The sequence below is a fragment of the Pseudoneobacillus rhizolycopersici genome (assembly GCF_054786815.1).
The window spans coordinates 48712-70144 of record NZ_JBTOOE010000009.1; the positions used below are offsets into that span (position 1 = coordinate 48712).

General features: G+C 40.9%; 16 protein-coding genes. 1 reads left to right on the top strand and 15 read right to left on the bottom strand.

All coding sequences use genetic code 11. The annotated features are described in order from the left end of the window. Positions 1-214: 214 nt before the first annotated feature. The 13 genes from ACX9YW_RS11405 to ACX9YW_RS11465 all read right to left on the bottom strand — a co-directional run bounded on the left by ACX9YW_RS11405 (position 215) and on the right by ACX9YW_RS11465 (position 14361). The gene (locus tag ACX9YW_RS11405) at positions 215-1333 is read right to left on the bottom strand and encodes a D-TA family PLP-dependent enzyme (RefSeq protein ID WP_460346392.1); all 1119 of its coding nucleotides are present in this window, start codon (positions 1331-1333) and stop codon (positions 215-217) included. Positions 1334-1448: 115 nt separating this feature from the next. Then, entirely contained in the window at positions 1449-2075 is a 627-nt protein-coding gene (locus tag ACX9YW_RS11410; protein ID WP_460346394.1) for a DedA family protein, read from the bottom strand. A 232-nt stretch (positions 2076-2307) separates the two neighbouring features. Next, positions 2308-3192 (bottom strand): phosphate ABC transporter permease PstA, encoded by an 885-nt coding sequence (pstA, locus tag ACX9YW_RS11415; protein ID WP_460346396.1) that lies wholly within the window; start codon positions 3190-3192, stop codon positions 2308-2310. 3 nt (positions 3193-3195) lie between these two features. Beyond that, entirely contained in the window at positions 3196-4125 is a 930-nt protein-coding gene (pstC, locus tag ACX9YW_RS11420; protein ID WP_460346398.1) for a phosphate ABC transporter permease subunit PstC, read from the bottom strand. A gap of 83 nt (positions 4126-4208) precedes the next feature. Further along, complete coding sequence (locus ACX9YW_RS11425) at positions 4209-5063, bottom strand: phosphate ABC transporter substrate-binding protein (RefSeq protein WP_460346400.1); 855 nt, start codon at positions 5061-5063, stop codon at positions 4209-4211. A gap of 15 nt (positions 5064-5078) precedes the next feature. After that, complete coding sequence (locus tag ACX9YW_RS11430; protein ID WP_460346402.1) at positions 5079-6482, bottom strand: stalk domain-containing protein; 1404 nt, start codon at positions 6480-6482, stop codon at positions 5079-5081. Between the two features lie 217 nt (positions 6483-6699). Next, positions 6700-7083 (bottom strand): LptM family lipoprotein, encoded by a 384-nt coding sequence (locus tag ACX9YW_RS11435; protein WP_460346404.1) that lies wholly within the window; start codon positions 7081-7083, stop codon positions 6700-6702. Positions 7084-7141: 58 nt separating this feature from the next. Beyond that, complete coding sequence (locus ACX9YW_RS11440; RefSeq protein ID WP_460346406.1) at positions 7142-8305, bottom strand: hypothetical protein; 1164 nt, start codon at positions 8303-8305, stop codon at positions 7142-7144. A gap of 154 nt (positions 8306-8459) precedes the next feature. Continuing rightward, a complete protein-coding gene (locus ACX9YW_RS11445) occupies positions 8460-9128 on the bottom strand; it encodes a TerC family protein (protein ID WP_460346408.1) in 669 nt (222 codons plus the stop codon). Positions 9129-9349: 221 nt separating this feature from the next. Continuing rightward, positions 9350-10486, bottom strand: a complete 1137-nt coding sequence (locus tag ACX9YW_RS11450) for a polysaccharide deacetylase family protein (protein ID WP_460346410.1) — start codon at positions 10484-10486, stop codon at positions 9350-9352. A gap of 115 nt (positions 10487-10601) precedes the next feature. Continuing rightward, complete coding sequence (locus ACX9YW_RS11455) at positions 10602-11687, bottom strand: diguanylate cyclase (protein ID WP_460346412.1); 1086 nt, start codon at positions 11685-11687, stop codon at positions 10602-10604. Positions 11688-12234: 547 nt separating this feature from the next. Next, positions 12235-13212: a nuclease-related domain-containing protein gene (locus ACX9YW_RS11460; protein WP_460346414.1), complete on the bottom strand. Its 978-nt coding sequence runs from the start codon at positions 13210-13212 to the stop codon at positions 12235-12237. Between the two features lie 132 nt (positions 13213-13344). Next, a complete protein-coding gene (locus tag ACX9YW_RS11465; protein ID WP_460346416.1) occupies positions 13345-14361 on the bottom strand; it encodes an Ig-like domain-containing protein in 1017 nt (338 codons plus the stop codon). A gap of 234 nt (positions 14362-14595) precedes the next feature. Here ACX9YW_RS11465 and ACX9YW_RS11470 point away from each other — a divergent pair, with 234 nt between their 5' ends. Then, a complete protein-coding gene (locus ACX9YW_RS11470) occupies positions 14596-15612 on the top strand; it encodes an acyltransferase family protein (RefSeq protein ID WP_460346418.1) in 1017 nt (338 codons plus the stop codon). A gap of 68 nt (positions 15613-15680) precedes the next feature. Here the strand turns inward: ACX9YW_RS11470 and ACX9YW_RS11475 are convergent, their stop codons facing one another. Together ACX9YW_RS11475 and ACX9YW_RS11480 are read right to left on the bottom strand one after the other, a co-directional pair. Beyond that, complete coding sequence (locus ACX9YW_RS11475) at positions 15681-17054, bottom strand: trypsin-like peptidase domain-containing protein (RefSeq protein ID WP_460346420.1); 1374 nt, start codon at positions 17052-17054, stop codon at positions 15681-15683. A gap of 112 nt (positions 17055-17166) precedes the next feature. Next, positions 17167-21366 carry a S8 family serine peptidase gene (locus tag ACX9YW_RS11480; RefSeq protein WP_460346421.1) on the bottom strand — a complete coding sequence of 1400 codons (4200 nt, stop codon included), beginning with the start codon at positions 21364-21366 and terminating at the stop codon, positions 17167-17169. Positions 21367-21433 lie beyond the last annotated feature (67 nt).

Here is a 21433-nt window from a genome sequence, read left to right on the forward strand (position 1 = left end):
AGGGATGTATAAAAAGAGAAAACGAACCCTCTAGGTCGGGGTTCGTTTTCTTGTTTGGATAGGTCGGGATAGGTATCAAACTTTTATCAAACTTTATTGGACCGATATCAAACGATTTTAATAAGATATCAAACCATTTCGAACAGATATCAAACGATTCCGACCTTATATCAAACTTTTTCACAGTTTGGGCACCATTTTACCCGAAAAAGTTTCACCGTAATCTTCCACGCGCATCGACCGGCCATATATCTACGACTACACCGTCCTGATGAAACACATATTGATCAAATAAATTCGCAACGGTACAAGCATGATTCGGAATGATTTGCACCTTATCCGTTAAGGCGATTCCCGTCTCTCCGTTAAAAGTGGCGACACCATGCTCCTCCGACAAGCGTTGGATCGCGATTTCAGGATGGCCGATAACATGGCCAAATCCTTGAACTGTGTTGTTTCCATGGGCACCTTTGTCCAGATTCAACGACTTGCTGCCAGTGTCAAAAACAATTCGGTCAGGGTACTTGCCAACAACTGACGCCAACAAAGTCAGCGCACAACGATCATGTACCGTCGTGCCCAAACCGACCTGAATCGCGTCAAAAAAGGCGGCATTTCCTGGCCGAACCTCGGTTATTCCCTTCACCGCACCGGAGATTTTATAGGTCGGCGTTGACCCGACACTCCTTACCGGTATTGGAATCCCGCGCCGTTCGCATTCCCTGGCACTTTCGATGACTGCCTCCGCTTCTCTTTCGGCCATCTCGTGAACCTCTCTTAGCGATGTTGCCGCATACGACTGGCCGGCATGGGTAAAGATGCCGCCCAATTTTAGTTTTGATAAAAACAATGTCGCTTGAGCAAGGTCTGCTGCAGCCATTCCAGGCTCGACTCCACAACGGTTCAGTCCTGAGTTTACCTTAATCCAAACCTCTAATTGGTACGGACTGCTTTCTAATCCTCGTTGCAAAAACTTCATTTGCTCCAAACTATCGACCGCCACTTTGAGTTGCACGCCCTTTTTTAACAGCTGTAAGAGCCTTTCAATCTTTTGCGGACTTGAAATCGGGTAGGCAATTAGAATATCATTAATCCCCGCTGCTGCCATTACTTCTGCTTCGCCAATTTTTGCGGTAGTAATTCCGATTGCCCCACTGTCTAGCTGCATTTGCGCAATTTTGGCAGACTTGTGGGTTTTTATATGGGGGCGGAGCTGGACATTGTGGGCTTTGGCAAACTCGGCCATCTCAGCTAGGTTTTGCTTAAGTTTATCAAGATTTAGTAACAAGGTAGGAGTATCTAAATCGCTAATTTTCTGTCCAATTTCGTTCATAGGAACCCCTTCTCTCAATGTAATGGAATTGTTTTTCCATTAGAGTATAGCAAGAAAAATCGCCTTCTGTCCGTTTCCCAAACCAGTTTGTGTAGGCAGGAGCCATGAGAGGGTTTCATTCAAACGTTTGATTGACCGTCTTTTGCCTTACGTTATGTTTCACGAGATGCTTTTTAATGATGAGAACAAGCAGTCCAGCCATGATTAGAAAAAGTAGAATCACACCTATCGTAGATAGATTTTCCCCAATATCATTAATTTTTGTACAAAAAAGTCTGCCTACAGTAAATAGGGCTATCGTCCAGATGCATCCGAAAGAATAAGAGTAGCGGGCAAAGATGTGGTAGGGGTAACGATTGGCTCCCATCAGGAACGGAATGAAATGGCGAACGACCGGGAGCAAGTAACAAATCGATGCAGCGAAGGCGCCGTAACGATGAATGATGGCGGTTGCCTTTGTAAGATTTCGGTTTACTCTTTCGTATTTTGCCATTTTACTGACCAGTCGGTTTCCTACTGTCCGACCAATAACGTATAAAATGGTCGCGTTAAGAATAACCGTCAAATAAACAACAAGAAAGGTCAAAACCGGATGAAAATAGTCAGTCGTTGAAAGCAGCCCACCCGTCATCACGAGCACCTCATTTGGAACTGGTAGCCCTAGTAAACAAACATAAAACGAAAAAAACAGCGCAATATAACCATGCCCCTGAATAAACTCGATAACACTTCCTAAATCCATCCCTTGTTCCTCCACTCTTCCCACTTCGGATTGTATAACTCAATCCTACTCAACAAAAATGAAGAAACACCCAGCACAAATCTTAAGAAATTCTTAACATTTAATTCCAAATATTTAAAAACGCTTTAGCGCTTTAAAGGATGTATATTTTTTAAAACACTAAAACGCTTTAGCGCTTTAGTGTTTTAAAAAACTCGGGGACAGTCCCCACATCCTTTAAAGCGTTAAAGCGTTATATTTTTTTTCCGCGTAGCCAGATTGGTAGTCGGATGGTTAGGCTGATGAGTAGGATGATTAGAACCATGAGGGCGGCGGATTTGTCGGCGATTTGTTTGGCATCTGGTACTAAGGCTTCGGATTGGATGTACCAGAGGTGGACAGGTAAGGTACCACCTTGAGAGAGCAACCCGAAATCCCACATGATGCCTGATGTACTCGTTCCTCCTGCCAACAGAATAACAGCCGATTCCCCAAATGCTCGGCAGGCGGTTAAGCTAATTCCCGTCAAGATACCGTCCATTGCGGTCGGTAAAACCACTCGAATAATCGTTTGCGCCTTCGTCGCCCCTAAAGCTAATGAAGCTTCCCGCAATTCCCCAGGAACCATCGAGATCGCTTCCTCGGTTACCCGTGTTAAAATGGGTAAATTCAGAATCGCTAGCGTCACGGCTGCCCCGATGATTGTTAAACCTATTTCAAAATAATCAACAAACATCACATAACCGAATAAGCCAATGACAATAGATGGAACCGAAGCCAACCCTTCAACACATGTTCGGACAAGCTCGGTGAACCGGTTCACAGGAGCATATTCAGCTAGGTAAATACCCGCTCCAACACCGATTGGTATTGAAATGAAAAGCGAAAGCAGCAACACATAAAACGAATTGAACAGGAACGGTCCAATCCCTCCTCCTGCTTCAACTTCATCGGGGACACCCACTAAAAAGTCCCATGACATCAGCTTTAAGCCCTTCGACAAAAGCAAATACAATAAGCAACAGATCAAAAACATGACCAACAACGAGCCGACCCAAAACAAACCGGTCCAAAGCTTATCGACGATAAAACCGAGCTTACTTTCCCGTCGGTGTTGATGAAACAGTGAATCTCCCATGTCCTAAACTCCCTTAGCCCGCAGCTTGCGGATAATAAAGATTAACAGTAATGAAACTAGTAAAAGTAAAAACGCCATCATGTAAAGCGCGTAATTCCAAGTGGAATCGTACTGAACATTCAAAATTTCCAAGACGATATTACTTGTTAAAACGGACGTTGGTGACACTAAATTAGCTGGCAAAATCGCTGTATTTCCGATGACCATTACCACCGCCATCGTTTCACCGATCGCCCGTGCCATTCCTAAAATCACCGCTGTGATAATTCCCTGTTTCGCTGCAGGTAACAATACGCGGAAAATCATTTGAAAGCGCGTACTGCCAAGCGCATAGCTCGCTTCACGAAAATCTTTTGGAATGGCCGCCAACGCATCATCACTAATCCTTGTGATTGTCGGCAACACCATGATTGTCAACACCAATGCTGCCGCTAACAGCCCATCACCAATCGGTGCCCCGGTCACATCCCGGATAAATGGCACTAAAATCGTAATTCCTAAATATCCGTACACGATTGAAGGAATCCCCACCAACAGATCCAATGTTGGCTTCATTATATTTTTCAACCAAACCGGGGCAATTTCTGCTGAAAAAATCGCCACCAACAGTGAGATTGGCACGGCAAACAACAGGGCTAACCCCGTTAACGCAAACGTCCCGAGGATAAACACACCCGCGCCAAACTTGTCTTCATATGGCTCCCATTCTAATGAGAAAAAGAAATCTGCCACAGACACCTCTTTAAAAACCAACACACCGGTCTTTCCGATAAAAAATAAAATCATCAATAAAATAAATCCTAATAATAGCACGCTTAATAAGCTATAAAAGCGAAATAATTGATTTCCGAAGCGCACGGATTGCCCATTGCTTGGTTTCACATGTCGTTCCTGATGGAGACCCGCCTCGATTTGGCCGATTATTTTTCCCATAAAAACCTCCTAAAGACCAGCCCCAAAAGGTAAGGGACTGGCCGGGTCCAATGCTTTAATTTACTTCATTTCACTAATTTAATTTACTTCATTTCACTAAGAGGAATAAACTTTAGCTTCGCGGCTACGTTCTTTTGGAATTTAGCCGATTGGATGTACTCGATGAACGCTTTATCAGCACCCTTTGCTTCACCCTTCGTTAACAGGTAGCCATAGCCCCAAACACCGTACTTACCGTTTTTGATGTTCTCAACAGTTGCAGCAACGCCATTAAAATCAACTGCTTTAATGTTACCCTTAACGTATGGAAGATCTACATATCCAATCGCGTTTTTGTTTTCTTGTACTTTTGTGACCATTTCACCGCTTTTACCAGCTTTTACAACGTTTGATGCCTTATCGTTAATGTCAACACCATCTAAAGCTTTTTCAATATAATTAACGCGTGTTCCAGAACCAACTGAACGAGTGACAACTACGATTTCAGCGTCGTCTCCGCCAACTTCCTTCCAGTTCTTAATTTTTCCGGTAAAAATATCTTGCAATTGTTTTGTCGTTAAGTTTTTCACTTTGTTATCCTTATGAACAATGGTTGCGAACGGAATAACAGCAATTTTATAAGAAACTAGCCCTTCAAACGCTTTAAATCCTGGAACTGGTTTAGTCGCATCCCAGTCAGCTGCTCCAATTGTCGCAGAACCCTTTAAGACAGATTGTGGACCAGCAATGGAAGATGATCCAGATACAGAAATCGTCACCTTGCGGTTTTCTTTTTTAAATTCCTTTGCCGCCTGTTGGGTTAAAGGAAGTAAAGCCGTTGAACCTGCGACAACAATTTTACCTGAAAGTGATTTAGCGCTTGCAGTTGATTCCCCAGCACCAAAAGTAATACCGAAAACAAAAGCAAAAGAAACGATGACTAATAACCATTTTTTCATATTAATCTCTCCCCATTAATTTTTTGTTAAAGCTTCTAAATGACCATTTTTCACGATGTGAATCGTTCCGTCAGTGCCTGTCACCACGATTTGCTTTTCGTCGTTCGTTACATCGAAGTCAGCAATTTCTTCTTCGGTGTTAAGTTTTGTTTCAAGTTTGCCGGTTGTGACGTCCAGCTTGTAGACAGTGGTTGATCCATTTTCCTCAGTAACAAGGAGGTAAACAGCGCTGTTTGCCGTCGCTTTAATCGCCTCGATTTGTTTCGCCTGAACGATGGTCGATGTTTTACCATCTGCCGCGATGAGGTTTAGCGTTGGTAAGGCATCCTCATTGTCAACGTTTTCTGCTAGATAAAGAACATTTCCATTTGATAGAAGAGTTGTAAAGAACTTATTTTCCTTTGAAACCGTCATCGCAACTGGCTTTGCGTCTTTTGCTGTTAAATCGAAGGAAAAGATTTGCGGTTCAGTTCCCTCGGTAATGATAGAATCGACATCGGTATTTTTATCATCAGTGAACTTCGTTACAGCTTGCTTCGCAGCTGAATAAAGAACCTTGCTACCATCGGTTGAAACGACTAGGTCTGTTTTATATTCGACTTTATCGTCGAGAAGTTTGGTGATTTTACCGTCAGCCAATGTGATAACTGAAATAATTTCGTTTTTGTCACCTTGGAAAAAATACACCTTTGAACTATCTGTAGACCATTTAAATTCCGCTTTAAATGACTCATCCTGGCTTACTTGTGTCGTCTTACCAGTCTCGTAATCTAGTAAAAATACAAAGCCATTATCATCTGCATAAATTCCTTGCTTACCATTAGGAGACGATACTAGTTCAGCAGTACCAAAGTTTTTGGTTACCTTACGGGTATTTGCGTCTAAAATGATTACATTTCCTTCTTCGTTGGTGGCAAGAATTTGGTTGTTGTTAAGCCACTTTGCGTTGGTGAAAGTTCCCTCCGTTAATCCCTTTGTGGCTACAAATGTTGTTTTTGCCGCCTCATTTTGGATAACGTCTCCGCCTAATGCGGCAACAAGTGGTTCTAAATCAAGATACGTTCTATTGTTATACACCGTAATCGGTGCGGCTAAATCCATTTCATTTATGCTATCTGCATCTCTTTTAAAAATGACCTGCTTCCCATTGCCTGTTACAGTATAAGTTTTTGTTTTCGCGTCATATGTAAATGGCATCTTTAAGGATTTTGATAGATCCCTTAGAGAAAATAGAATAACACTATCGACTTTAATTGCTGGAATTTTCACGGCCAAACCGTCCACTAGCAAATCTAGAGTAGTAGCTTTCACATTTTGATTCACCGCGGAAGCAGCACTTACCTCATTAACTGGCATAATCACCGGCGTGGCACTAGCCAACATACCCGTAATCATCATAACCGACAACGTCTTTTTCATGATTTCCCTCCTAGATTGGATGTACAAGTAAATCATAAGTCCTAATTGTAAAGCCTGTTCACCATTTTATGTAAACAATGTAAAACATCGGTTAGGAAAATGTAAAAAATATGAAAACAAAAAAAACACTTTAGCGCTTTAAAGGGTGTGGGGACAGTCCCCACACCCTTTAAAGCGCTAAAGTGTTTGTCTTTTATCTAGTTGTCTTTATTCCGGTTTATTTGCATTCTTTGCCGTTGAAGGCGCAGTCAATGGTTAGGCCCAGGTTTTCGTAAAGGTAGGCGAAGGCTAGATCGTCGGCATGTTCGGCCGGGTTGTCAGAGGTAAAGGTTACCATCTTAGTGCCATCTTCTGAGTCGGCTTCAATTTTATCAAAAACCTGCTTTTCATCTTTAGTTTCGTGAACCATCAACACGAAGTCGATGAGACCTTTGTCATGATAATAATCTAGTGCTGAGTCCTTTGAGTCAAAATAATGAAACCTTACTTCCGACTTTTCTCCCACTCCATCATTCAACGTCTGTACACCGATAACCGGCTCTTTTTGCCCGCAGGCTGTTAGCATAAATAACATTATCATCAATAAAAACCATCTTAACATTGTAGTTCTTTCCCCCGTTTGATTTTTTTCCATTATATTAATAGGAAGTTCCTAGCGGCTAGACTACCTCAAACCAATCCTCCACCATCTGTTTCCCATCGATCGTGATTTTCACGCGATACCGCCCTGGCTCCCAAAGCCCCGGTTCTTCATCCCCCTTACCCATGTTGATGCTGGCTGAATTCCAGCCTTTTTCAAGGGTCAAAATATCCTCGCCATCGACTAGGACACTGCCATCCTCAAGAAAATATTCCTGTACAAGGTTGATTTGCTTCCGCTTTTGTAGGGTCGGAAACGACAATTCTATTTCCCAATTGATGAATCTTGCCGTTTCTTTTTGAAAAACCGTCTCGTAGACCCGTTCCTCAGGTGGCGGGGATTTTAACCCACCTTCAAAAAAACCAAAGGCAACCGCCTGCATGGAAGGGAAAATAAATAGATTATCCTTTAATATTTCAAACTTCCCATCTCCGACTAGCGAACCGTTAAGATAAATTTCAATGCGATGCTTGCCCAGTTGCCAATCTCCAGGGCTATCAAACCCCAGTCCCATTGAATGAATAGAGAAATCAGATCCCTCTTCCAATTTAATGGGGTAATAATTGCTGTCAATCGCATTCCCATCTGGCCCATAAAACATATACTGAAACTTTACCCAGCGACTTTTTTCAAGCTTTGGGTAGGCCAGTTCGACTTCCCAATAAATATAGGAAGTTTGATGGTGAGAAAATTCCGTCAGATAAGAGCGTTCCTCTGGATCCGGCTCATGGTCATATTCTCCACTAAAAAACCGTAACGGTTCAGCACTTACTCGATTCAAAAACTCTTCATCAGCTTTGATATGGAAGGTTTCCTCTATCATGAACTGATCATTTATGTAAAATTCGACTCGATATTCACCCGGATACCAGTACCCCGTTTCCTCATATCCGAAACCGCTTGAAAACCAATAAGAATCCGATGCGGGCTCAATCACTTCATCCAACTCGTCTATACCAAAAACGGATCCGTCAGGGTGATAATAGACTGCTTTAAGCCGTACCTCGCGCGGTTCCTTCAGTGGAGAATAGGAAAGATTTACTTCCCAAAAAATCGAGCTTACTTTCTCCTGCAAAAACTCTTTCAGATAAACACGCTCGTCCTTCGCTGGTGGGTCAAACCCACCTTCAAAAAACCAAAAATATTCCACCCGGTACTGATCCCTCAAAAAACGCAACTCCAAAACATCATCCCCCTCTACAGAGAAACTTTAGCGCGTTAAAGCATGTGGGGACAGTCCCCACATTCGTTAAAGCATTAAAGCACTAAAGTAATTTGAAATACATCTGCTTTAAAGTGCTAAAGCAAGTGTTGCCACTTGCTTTAGTCATTGATAGTTATACGGTTGTGGTTTTGTTTGATTTACTTAGAATGTAACCTAGGATGATGACTAAAAGTGCTAGGCAGATTGGGAAAAGGATGTGGTTGGTATGGCTAATATGTTCGAAAATACGTCCCAACGCCCGATCCTTCATCATCATTTCTCCAGCGGTATAACCTAATAGTCCAGCACCAAGGATAACGATAAACGGGAATTTATCCATGATAGCCATTAATAATTGGCTTCCCCAAATAATTAACGGGATACTAATCGCTAAACCGATTAAGATGAGCACGACATTTCCCCCAGCTACTCCAGCAACAGCTACCACATTATCTAAACTCATGATAAGGTCAGCAAAAATAATAGTCTTTATCGCTGCACTTAGGTTCGAACTGGCTTTTATATCGCCTTCATCCTCACCCTTAATTAATTTCACCGCAATCAGTAATAATAATAGCCCACCGATAAAATTCAAATAAGGAATTTTCAGCAAGTACACGGCAACAAAAGTTAAAATGATCCTTAATGCAATCGCCCCGAAACTTCCTAGGAACACGGCCTTCTTACGATACTTTACATCCAAATTTCTGCACGCAAGCGCTACGACGACAGCATTATCGCCACTTAATACAATATTAACTAAAATAATTTGAAAAAGCCCAATCCAAAATTCATTACCCAAAGACAAATTCCCCCTAGCCTGCAACTAACTTAGTATATTTTCCCCACTAAAAGCGATTTTACACCAAAAATTACATCTTGTACCAAATTGTTAAAAAAAAATCCTTTAACACTTTTTAAAGCATGTTTATATTTTAAAACATTAAAGCACTTTAGCGCTTTAATGCTTTAAAAAACTCGGGGACTGTCCCCACATGCTTTAAAGCGTTAAAGGAATCTGTGTTATAGCCGCTTATCGCCCCAAAAATTGACGATGATGTGCTCTTCGGGGTTGTAAGCGACACACTGGTACCCTTGTGCATACAGAAAATCGATAATATCCGGCAACGCCTTGATCGTTCCATTATTAATATGAAACAAAATGACGATTGGCTTGTTTTCTTTTTTCTCTCGCATAAAGCCTGCCTTGACGTTCGCGATGATCTGCTGAGGATTACTCCGATACTTCCAATCAAGTGAATCAATATCCCAATCCCACATTTTAAAATGATGATGGACAAGCTCATCACGATAACTCTGCACCATGTAGGGTTTACTTCCATAAGGTGCCCTCGTTAACATCGACTGAAAGCCTGCCAATTCCTCTAAAGTCTTTTGTGTTTTCAGCATTTCATTGACAACCGCGGAAGGTTTTCCTTCATATAATAGATGGCGATTATGAGTCACACTATGTAGTGCAGGAAAATGCCCTTCAGCAATTAGCCGCCGCACATATTGCGGATAGCTTCGCATTTGTGGCTCAATCATAAAAAAACTGGCTTTTGCCTGTTTCTTTTTTAATATCGTTAAAATGGCATCGATGCCTGGATTTGGCCCATCGTCAAAGGTTAAATACACCTTTGGGCGCTGGTCAGCACGTGCGGTTTCGAAAAAGGTAGTAATGTTCTTTAGATTATTTTTTAAAAAAGTAGGTCTATCCAGTACACTCTTTAAATTCACTAGCCTCACAATCGGTCCTTCATTCATATAGTGAACATGATAGCCAAAATATTCGCCTAAGGTTCGCAACGGCACATACGTCCGTCCGTTTTCGACAAATAGCCTTGCTCTCTGCTTCTCTCCATTAGAAAAATGAATCTCGTTCTTCGCAGTATATAAAATGACAGATTTGCCATTAGCTTGAAGCATGATTTGACCAGGTTTTTCGACGGTCAAGTCTACCTTTACCGCCCTACTAAATTCTCGTACCGGCACATACGTTTTCGAATTTTCCACCAGTGGCAGCGCTTCGGAAAAGTTGATGAATTGGTCATTGACCGCAATCGGAACCGTTCCAGTCGCTGCTGCCGCTTCCACCTCATGCTTGTCCATTAAACAAAATAGTAGAAATAGAATTGCCCATACGAAAACTCTCTTCATCCGTCTCAATCTCCCTTTTCGAAGTACACTTTTTACATATCTATTAAAATGGGAAGACGATTATGCTAGATTAAGAGAAATAAAAAAAGACAAGCATGTAAATGCCTGCCTTTTGCTAATGAGCGTAAAAGATACGATTCCGCCCGCTTTCCTTCGAGGAATAAAGACCATTATCAGCTTGCTCAATTATTTCGTTTAACATCGCGTAATGATTAAGCTCTGCCACCCCAATCGATACGGTTAAGTGGATTTCTTGGTCTCCATCCTTTGTGTGAAAAAGAGTCCTTTCTACTTTTTGGAGAATCGCGGAAACGGTTTGTTTCATTTCACCGAGCGAATCGACCGCAAGAAAGAGAATAAACTCCTCCCCGCCATACCGCCCGAGAACGTAATCATTCTTATTCAGGTGGGAAAGTGACATCTTGATGGTCGCTGCCACCTTGCGAAGAATATGGTCACCATTTAAATGTCCGTATGTATCATTAATCGTTTTGAAATAATCAATATCAATCATCGCAATATACATCTTTTTATCAGCTGGGTCGTAGGTTTTCATTCTATTATAAAAATAACTCATATTAAACAAACCGGTTAACGGATCATGATTGGCATGGAATTGCAGTTTCTTTTTTAACTTGAGCTCCTTTTCAGAGTGGAACAGAAATAAAAACAAGGACAAGCCAGTTAACGTGATTGAACTGAACCGGATTATCGCCATTTCTTTAAAAACTGACCATCCGTCCGAAATCCAAAAAATGGCCGGTAAATCGGAAATCAGCCAGCTAGCCGTAAACAGATAGAGCAGCGACAAGGGGCTAACCTTTAGCGACTTCCACCTTTGTATAAGTAAGGTAAATAATACCGGCAATACCATACCAAAAATCACGCCTGGTATTGCACCAACTCCCCCCATCGCCAATCTCCAAGCACCCGTCACGAGTAAAGCTGGAAATGCCATCGGAAAACCCCAACGAATCGCCAGGAAAACTAAAGGAACGAGGCGGAGATCAAATTTAAAACCTTCAAATTCGATTGGCAAATAAAAGATAATGATTACCGTCGTCGAAACAAGCATAATCAGTGAAATCGGAAAATAATAGTCTGGAAAACGTTCCCGTCTATTTAACAAAATGATAATACATAATTGCATAAAAAAAATAATCGCTATATTAGACAAACTAGATTGAATAACTTGGTACACGGCTTCCACCTACCTACTATGGGAGACAAGCTGCCACATTCTTGTTGATTCTACCTCCATTATATCCCAATTCGACAAACTGTTACTGGAATTTTGTGAATATTTGTCGAAAATACTTGAAGCGATACTGGGTTGTTGCTGAGACGGGTGCTTCTGATAACCTTTTTGGTGATTTGGCGGTAGTTTTGGTGTTATGGGGCAGGGGTTTTGCTTGTTGGAGGGGTTTTTGGTGCTCGGAAATCGTCTTTTCGAAAATTTCTGTGTTCCAAGAATCGAAATCTAGGGGTATTCCGACTTTTTCTGCGGACATTCCGACTATATCAGCGAGTATTCCGACTTTTTCTGCGGACATTCCGACTATATCAGCGAGCATTCCGACTATATCAGCGAGCATTCCGACTATATCAGCGAGCATTCCGACTTTTTCACATTTTCGTCACAAGTCCCAATACACCATCCTCTTCGGCACCACAACAAGACCCAAAAAAGGTAATTAAAATAAAAAGTTGACCCCATCCTAGGCAGGTCAACCGCAAAAATCGAATATTCATTCAAAAAACACTTTTTCATAAACTCTATTCCTTGTCGTTCCTGTTACATTCAAATTCATCTTTCTGAGCAATTTTGTCGCAGTATCCGAATCTCTTAAATGAACAAACTGGCGAAATTCGGAATTTGTGATTTTTACACCTAATAGCAGAAATCGATCATGAAGGGAGTAAATATGTGCGTCTTTATAGGGTATATTGCAAATCTGACAATACCATTTACCGTTTTGGTAGATTAATGGAATAAATTCACAGTCGGGACACTGTACACCTGTTGGCACATCTGCATCGGATAATCCATACTGTGGTAAAATATCTGAAGGTTGGAGTGGGGTATGAGCTTTTATGAGGGCTTTACCCATTTGACGTATTTCCTTTTCTGTCAAAAATTCCTTTGTATGGAGCTCTTCATAATCGTCTATTTTCCAAGTTAGACCAGCAACGGAACAGATTTTTTTAGCACAGGGATTTTCGGGATGTGATACTTGATAGTGGGAGTAGGGATTTGTGGAAACAACTAAAAAGTCAAGAACAGTTGGTGGGAATTTGTGGCGTAAAAACCATCGCCTTAGTTGTTGAACATGCATTCTAGCTTGGGAAACCGGATCAGAAAATACTTCTCGCTTTCCATCATCGGTCATTCGATAAAATTGATGATTGATGAGATCAAAGTAGAGGATACCAGCAATATTTTTAGATTCAATGACGAGGATAAATCGAGTAGAAATGACAATCGTATCGATTTGAAAAAAAGTACCGTCACCATTTGGAAGACGGAGCCCGCAAATAATTAGATATTTATCCTGATCCATTCTTTGCAGCTTTTTATCGACTTCCCGCTCCCCCCATAGCCCTGCGTTTAAACGATTCAACTCATTCTCTAACAATAGTCGTTTTCTGTGGTTTTTGGGGATTCTTCGTAAAATCGCCTTTATTTGCTGAATTTTTATGGGACATTGTCTTTCATTTAGAAACAAACCAATCACCTCTTTATTGGATTTACCTATAAATTCGAGTTGACTGACCGCTTTCCTATCAGAAAATATGACAAATTGACAAACTTTTTTCTATAAAAGGCCCCCTCTTAACCAGTAAGAGGGGCAAATCATTTATTTTACGACGACGGTTACAGTCTTTTTATTTTTCGCTTTATCGATGGCGTTGATAGTTAGTTTTGCCCCTTTTTTCTGCGCTTTGATTGTCACCTTAAAGCTACCTTTTGAGTCGGCTGTTGTCTTGCCAAGTAGCTTTGCACCAAGCTTCACTTCAACAGTAGCACCCGGTTCCGTTTTGCCGGTAACAGTTTTACTTTTAGTCGTAATCGTGTTGACGACTAAGGTTTTTGGTGGTGTCTTGTCAATAACAGTTACGGTTGTTACGTCACTTGGGTTGCCGTAAGCATCCTGAATCCAGACCTTTACCTTTGTTCCAGCTGGGAGCGGTTTAATTTTAAACGAAAACGTGCCATTTTCACTCACGACGACATCCTCGGCGATATAGACACCATCTACCTCTGCCATTAGCAAGGTGTTAGGTTCAGCCGTTCCTTTTATGACTGTATCGTTATCGTCGACCGTTTGGACCTTCGGTTTATTGGGAGCGATATCGTCCATCTCTGGCTCCGCGTTATCTTTCTTCTCGCTCTCCATAAACGGAGTGAAAATGTAAATGTAATTCTGACCAGTATTTTGCTCATCAACGAAGCGGAGATAGTAAATTCCCGGGTCGACATCATAAATCATCGCTGCAGTGTTTCCGTCTTCTTCTGGCTCGATATAATCAATCGGTTCAACAAGATTATTTTTTCCATCGAATAGCTTTAATCCAATTTTCAATTCTTTTGGGTAGGAATAGTAAATCTCCAGATGACCTTTCTCTTTTACCGTCGCCTTATAAAAATCAGCATCATCCTTGCCAAGAGAAGCTAGATAAGATTCATTCAATATAAGAGGATTTGCTTGATCAGAGCGATTGTTCGGCTCCTTTTCGCAAATATATGTTTTTAAGGCATGGTTATATTTTTCCCCGCATTTAAGAGGACCATATGAAACAGCTTGGACAGCTGCATTTTCCAAAGGTAGAAGCGCTAGAAATAAGATGCCAACCAAAACAAGAAATTTCTTCAACCAAAACTCCCCCTGTAGTTTTATGAAAATTTAGTCAATTATAACACAAAATTACCTAGGACAACAGTAAACAATAGCACTTTAGTCCAATAAACACTTTATCGCTTTGTAAAGTGAAGTGTTAGGTTTAATGTTTGGTTAGAAATTCGTTAATGATTCGTTTTATTTTATAGGTCAAAAGTCCCTATTTAGATTAGGTGAAATTCCCTATAATTTTTCAAAAGGGGTGAAAGAATGGTTGTTGATCGAAGACGAAATGAATGGATTGATGTGGCAAAGGGGATTGCCATTATTCTTGTGGTAGTTGGACATGCTGCCACATTTGATGTAACACCTATATATTGGTTTCATATGCCGGCTTTTTTTATGATGAGTGGTTTTTTCTTTAAGCCTATGGACAGCATGAACGCTATTAAGGCATGGCTCGTAAAGCGTGCCAAGCAATTATTTATTCCTTATTTGTTCTTTTTAGTTGTTATTACTGCTTTACGTTATTTGGTGATTTTCTATCAATCGGGTCTATCATGGGAATGGTTGGTGGAGGATGTTAGGAACGTTCTCATTGGCGGGCGGTTTTTCCCTAGTGACTTTTATGTCGTTATGTGGTTTATTCCGTGTCTCTTTCTCACTCAAGTGCTCTGTGCCTTAATCTTTTATTTTGTGAAAAATAAGCTATTTCGTTTTGGCATCATTTTACTATTTTATTCATTAGCACACTTTGAAACATGGTTTTCTTTCAATCATTCCGTGTTTGTGCCGCTAAATTTGGATGTCTCGCTATTGGCCCTACCTTACTTTGTGGTTGGTTATCATGTTCATCGCGCTCTGGTTTTATTTAAAAATAAGCTAGACCTTACAAAATTTGTTGGATTCACCTTATTTGCAGCAGCTATTTTTATTATTACCTTTAAACGCCCAATTGCCTATATATTTGATATGCGTTCTGTGACCTATTATCATTTTTTCTTAGACTTATTAGTTCCCATTACACTGACTATTGCGTTGTTTATTGTAAGCGCTTTATTTACAAAATGGGGACGGCTATCCAGTCTGTTAAACTACGCTGGAAAATCATCACTGATCATCATGTACACCCATGTCCCAATCAAAATCATTATCGAAACGTTTTATTCTAATAGCGTACTCATAATCGTTATCGGTACACTATTGCCATTATTCATCTCAAAAACTCTCCTAGAAAAAAACATACACCTAAGCAACCTAGTCCTAGGAAAAACAAAAACACTTTAACACTTTAAAGCATGTGGGGACAGTCCCCACATGCTTTAAAGCGCTAAAGCGCTTGGTTTGTATTTATGCTATTGTTTGCTCACATTCTCAATGGTGTATCTAACTAGGTAATCGGTGTTGTTGTACGGAAGTTTGGTGTTGTCGAGTGCATAGACGGCAATATGATAATAGCCTGGGTTCAGTTCGGTATAGAGATCACACAAATAGCGGTTCAAGTTTTCATCGAAATAAATCTCGCCGTTTTGGACTAGCTTTCCGTCGATGTCGTATAGGCTTATGCCAAAATCCTCTCCTAGGGCTGGGTCGACTGTTGTACCAACTAGGGATAGGGCACTATAATCGGTGACAAGGAAGTAGAAAACGTCCATATCGTCTGCATTTTTTAGCTGACCAACGATATCTCCTTCTGCATGGATGATTTCATTGGCTGTATCAAGGTCGTCATTCTCCTCTATTTCCTCCGTGACACCTTGCCCCATGACTGGAACAAAATAATCCTGATTCATATCTAAAAGGGTCCGATTTACCATGGTTTTATCTAGGTTTTTCACAGCTTTGACTGGAATGGCTAGATTCATATTTTGACCTTGCGCATAATAGGCGACGTTTATTCCAATCAGTTCACCATAGATATTGACAAGGGCACCGCCGCTGTTCCCGGGACTGATAGGAGCTGTATGCTGAATAAACGTTTGATCGTAATCGATAATGGCCTTGTTGCTGATAATTCCTTCTGTTACGGAATTTTGAATTCCAAGCGGACTTCCGAGCGCAAATGTTTTTTCTCCGGTCTTCACTTTATCGGAATCACCAAGTTCAATGGGCACGAGATTTTTCGGGCTGTTGATTTTTAAGATAGTGAGATCGCGGTCGGCATCATATCCGACAACTTTGTTAGTTTGATAGACTTGGCCATTTGCCAGTTTAATTTTAACATAGGAGACTTCACTGACATCGACTACGACATGATGGTTCGTTACGACCAGTCCATCCTTTGATAGAATAACCCCACTGCCCGTTCCAATTTTTTGTTTATATTTGTTATAGGACTCGATATAAACAACGGAAGGATTGACTTTTTGAAAAATCCCACTAGCATTCAGCGCTTTTTTGTTAACTGTAATAGTAGCCGTTGCTTTCAGTTTCGTGTTCGGAACATAGGCAGTAATGTTCGAAGTACCACTTTTAAGGCCTTTTATTTGGCCCTTACTATCGACGGATACGACCGTCGGCTGGCTGCTCTGCCATTTGATTTTTTTGGCATCAACCTTTGTCAACTTCAACTTCAGAACCTTTGTTGCCCCTACGTAAATCGTAACCTTTGGCTCTACCATTTTAATAGATGCCGTTGGTGTTGCGGCTGAGACCGTGGTGATGTTGGTAAGCCCTAATAGATTCTGTACTAAAAACAAAATGGCAATCCAATACTTTATTTTTTTCATGGCAATCGTCGCTTTCTTTTCCAGAATAAGTCTATTTTACTATAGAAGTAGAAAAATAAGTACCGTTTTCCATAACAAATAAACCTACTCCGAAGAGTAGGTTTTAGTCCTATTAAGGCAATTGAATAAGTAAAGAATCTGTACCAACTATTTTCCTGTCTGTTACGGTGAACAAGCGGTTTAGTTCATACCACTTCATTTCAGAGTCTACCCAAATTCCATGAATTTTGTACGCTCCATCAGGTAACGTAAAGCCAAAGTTTCCATCAGGGTCGGTATTGGTCGTAAACCAATTTCCTGATTGATCTTCTATACTAAAGTTCAAGTAGGTTAACGGCAGACCGGATTTTGTTAGCAACCCGGTAATATTCAGTGCCGCTTCTGGTGGTCCTTGAAGAACATCAATATCAAGTGCTAACGTACCGGCAACCGTAAATTCTTTATTTAACACATACCATTTATTTTCTTTTCCAACCCAAATTCCTTCTATCGTATAGGAGCCATCAGGAAGTTTCACCTCAAATTGACCCTTTTCATCCGTTTGAACAGCATACCATTGTGGCTCACCATCAGATGTACGTAAGCTAAAGATTAGATTGGCTAGGGCTTGTGTTCCTTTCGTTAGGGTGCCGGCTACATTAGCTTGAATGGTTATATTTTTAATATCAATCGTTAATTCTGTAGAACCTACTAACTTACCTGCCTCCACCGTAAATGTTTGATTTAACTCATACCATCTAGCTTGAGCATCCATCCAGATACCTTCCACAACATATTCGCCATCCGGTAAGTTAAAGACGAATTCCCCTGAAGCGTTTGAGCTTGATGAATACCAGTTTAATCCATCTGCCGAACGAAGACTAAATGGAATATTGGATAATACTTTGTTTCCATTTTGGAGTGTACCCTTTATATTCCATTGATGGGCTGGGGGTAACTGTGTTTCTAGAGCATTAATCGTAACCGGCGCTTTTCCATTGACCAAACCATATTGAAGCGTGAAGGTTTTATTGAGTAGGTACCAATTAGGCGCCTCCCAAATACCCACTACATGATATTCACCATTTGGTAGGTTATGGGTAAAAATTCCGTTTTCATCTGTAACCATGTCATACCAAACTGGATCCGCCCCTGTGGAATGAAGACTGAATTGAAGGTTAGCCATTGGCTCTTTACCTTTTACTAAAAGTCCTTGCCCAGGTAGTAGGTTTGGTATTGGCTCAGGGTCCACATCCATAGACTTTGTAATCGTTACATCTTTTTCAGCATTATTCCCCGCGGCATCCTCGAAAATGAGCTTTAGACGATTGACACCACTAGTTAACCCAAATAGGTCAAACGCAAACGTACCATCCTCTTGAAGCTTAATTACTTGAGTATCTACAAGCGCTCCAGAGTTATTTCTTAATTCATAACGACCGTGTAAATAATGATTTACATCATACTCTTCACCAAAGACTACTTCAATTACTTCCTTCCAATCAATATAGGAATCTTGTAGAGAACCTGTGAAAGGAATTTTTGTGCTATCAACGGTTAAATCCATTGCAGAAATGACAGGACTTGTTGTTTTAACGAAAACTGGACCAATCCAATTTTGTGTTTCATAACCTGACCAGTCTTCCTTAACGGTTGATAAGTCGAGAGAATAAACCCCATCTGGGGCTGTTTCTTCGGTTGCTTCATCCGACCAAGAGATATAGCTGCCATCAAACGTAACCGTTTTTGGTCCAACAGAAGTCTCTTCCTCATTAACGATATACCCAAGATAGCCATCTTCATATTCCCCACCTGTTTGATTTTGAGCATCCCAAAGTTCTAACCAAGTCGTGAATTGCGGGTTATAAAATTCATAACGAATCGTTGTACTATCCTTTATTCCATCACCATTCGGAGAAATATGCATGCTTTCAGCTGCGAAATCCTTCAAACCTGTCGGCGGACCAAAGTTAGCAGCAAACGGTAAATTCAAGTTTGTTGTGCCATTTGTTAATTTTACATAACCTAAAATTTCATTGCCAACGGTTCCCTCTCCGGCCGGAACGGTTAAGGTAACCTTTAATGTTTTTTCACCTGTTAGGGTAAAACGGGATTGATCCACACTCACGTTAGCAGCAGCTAAACCATCTGTTGCGGCTTTTGTTGTTTGAACTGTAACCGTATAATCAGACGGTGTATCCACCATATTTTTAACAACAATATCCTTGGTCATCGTCGTCACCTCCGAACTACTCGGGGTTACATTTCCAAAGGTAATGGTTCCTTTCCTATTTTCATAATCATTATCATCAAAACTAGTTACATCATACGAATAAGCTAAGGCTTCTGCTGTCGCCGCCTTTAATGGCTGTACACGTCCAGCTCCTTGAGCAAATACATCATATTTCGCTGTATCTAATAGTTTCGCAGTATTTGAAATGGCTACTTTCATATCAAATGGTGTCCATTCTGGATGTTTCGATTTTAGTAAAGCAGCAATCCCGGCAATATGTGGTGCCGCCATACTTGTTCCGGTAAAACGGTCATAGGCCTCTGAATAATCGGCGTTCGGGAAATCCTTTTTGTAGGCAGGAACGGAAGACATAATGTTCGTTCCTGGTGCTGATACGTCTGGTTTTATATCAAACACCGGGTTTGATGGGCCTCTTGAACTAGAATCATTGATATCATCACCAGCGGTTTTTGCTGTTGTAAAGTTATTAAATGTGACAGTTGCCAGTTTCGTAGCTAGTGCGGTTCTCAATGCTGATCCATCCTTATTCGACATATCAAAAGTCGTAATATAATGGAACGTATCTCCTAAAAATACTCCTGAAGGTCCTGTCTCGTTATTATAAATAATGGCAGCCACCGCACCAGCTTTTTTAGCAGCAGCTATTTTATCAACAAAAGGAATGCCTCCGCCACGAGAAATGAGGACAACCTTACCCGTAACAATTAATCTAGTGTAATCATTCTCAACACCATAATTCGGTACAGCAATTAGGTCATATTCACCGTTTAATAGCTGGCTAGGCTGACTGTCAAATTTCCAAGCCATTACAGTTAACGGGTATGTTTTTACGGCAGAGCCTTGGACTCTAATCGAAACGTCAGCTTTCATCGTCGTTTCCGGAACTGTTGAGTTTCCTACTGAAATAGCAAATGCACTGGTTGCAGGACTTCCAACCGTTCCTCTGCCAGGGCCATCATTTCCGTTAGCGATAACGGCCGTTGTTCCGGCTAAAACAGCATTGTTGATGGCAATGGAGTCCGCAGAGGTTTGGCTATTATTACTACTCCCTAACGATAGATTAATAATGTCCATTTTTTCAGCCACTGCTTTTTCAATTCCAGCGATAATTCCAGAGGTCGAGCCGCTGCCATAGGCCCCTAAAACCCGATAAGCATATAATTCAATTTTGGGTGCAATTCCCTTCATTCCATATGGGTTGTTACCTTGAGCCGCAATCGTACCGGCAACATGTGTTCCATGATCAGTGTAAAAAGAATTGCCATTTACATCAAACTCAGGCATGTTTGCGGCACGGTCTAACGGTGAGGTTTCATATGGATCGGTATCGATTCTTGTACGAGCATAACCAGCAGTTGACGTTTGTTTTATGAAATTATAGCCGCCTTTATAAACCCCTTCAAATTCGGGATGATGGTAGTCAATTCCGGTATCCAGTACAGCTACCTTTACATTTTGTCCCTCATACCCCATACTCCAGAGTGTTGGAACATCAAGAAACGGGGAACTTGAATTCATGGCTGGTTGGAATGTATCTTCTGCCTCGGCTTTCCCTAAGGCATGGACTTCCGTATCCGGTTCAATGAAGGTAACTCCTTCAACCTTCAATAATTTTTTCAACTGATTTGCTTTCACTTTTATAGACATACCGTTAAAGGCATAATTGTATTTAAATCCATATATTGCTTTAATACCTTTTGCGTTTAATTGTTTCTCAAATAATTTGTGCTGGGCATTAACATTATCCTTTACCTTTTTTTCAAGCGTTGAGGAAAAGGGCTTACCTGAAACTTTATTCATCCCCTTTACGAATGCGACAGGGTGTTCACTAAGCTGCACGATAACGGAAACGTCGTCATTCCCCGTTAGACCGTTTAATTCTTTATGTAATATTGGTCCTTTGCTAAGTGCCTTCCTTTGTTCGTTAATCCATTTTTTCATTTGATTCAGCGATTCCGAACTCATTTGCTCCTTTTTTGTAGCAGCATGACCACTAAATGGCGACCACATTGTCAAAACGAGTAGGAAAACTAATAAACTATGAATCCATTTACGTGCTATTCTAGGTGTATTCAACATGTTTCTCCTTTCATTTTGAAAATTATTATTTTAGAAAAATTTCCATAATTCAAATTTATCATAGGTA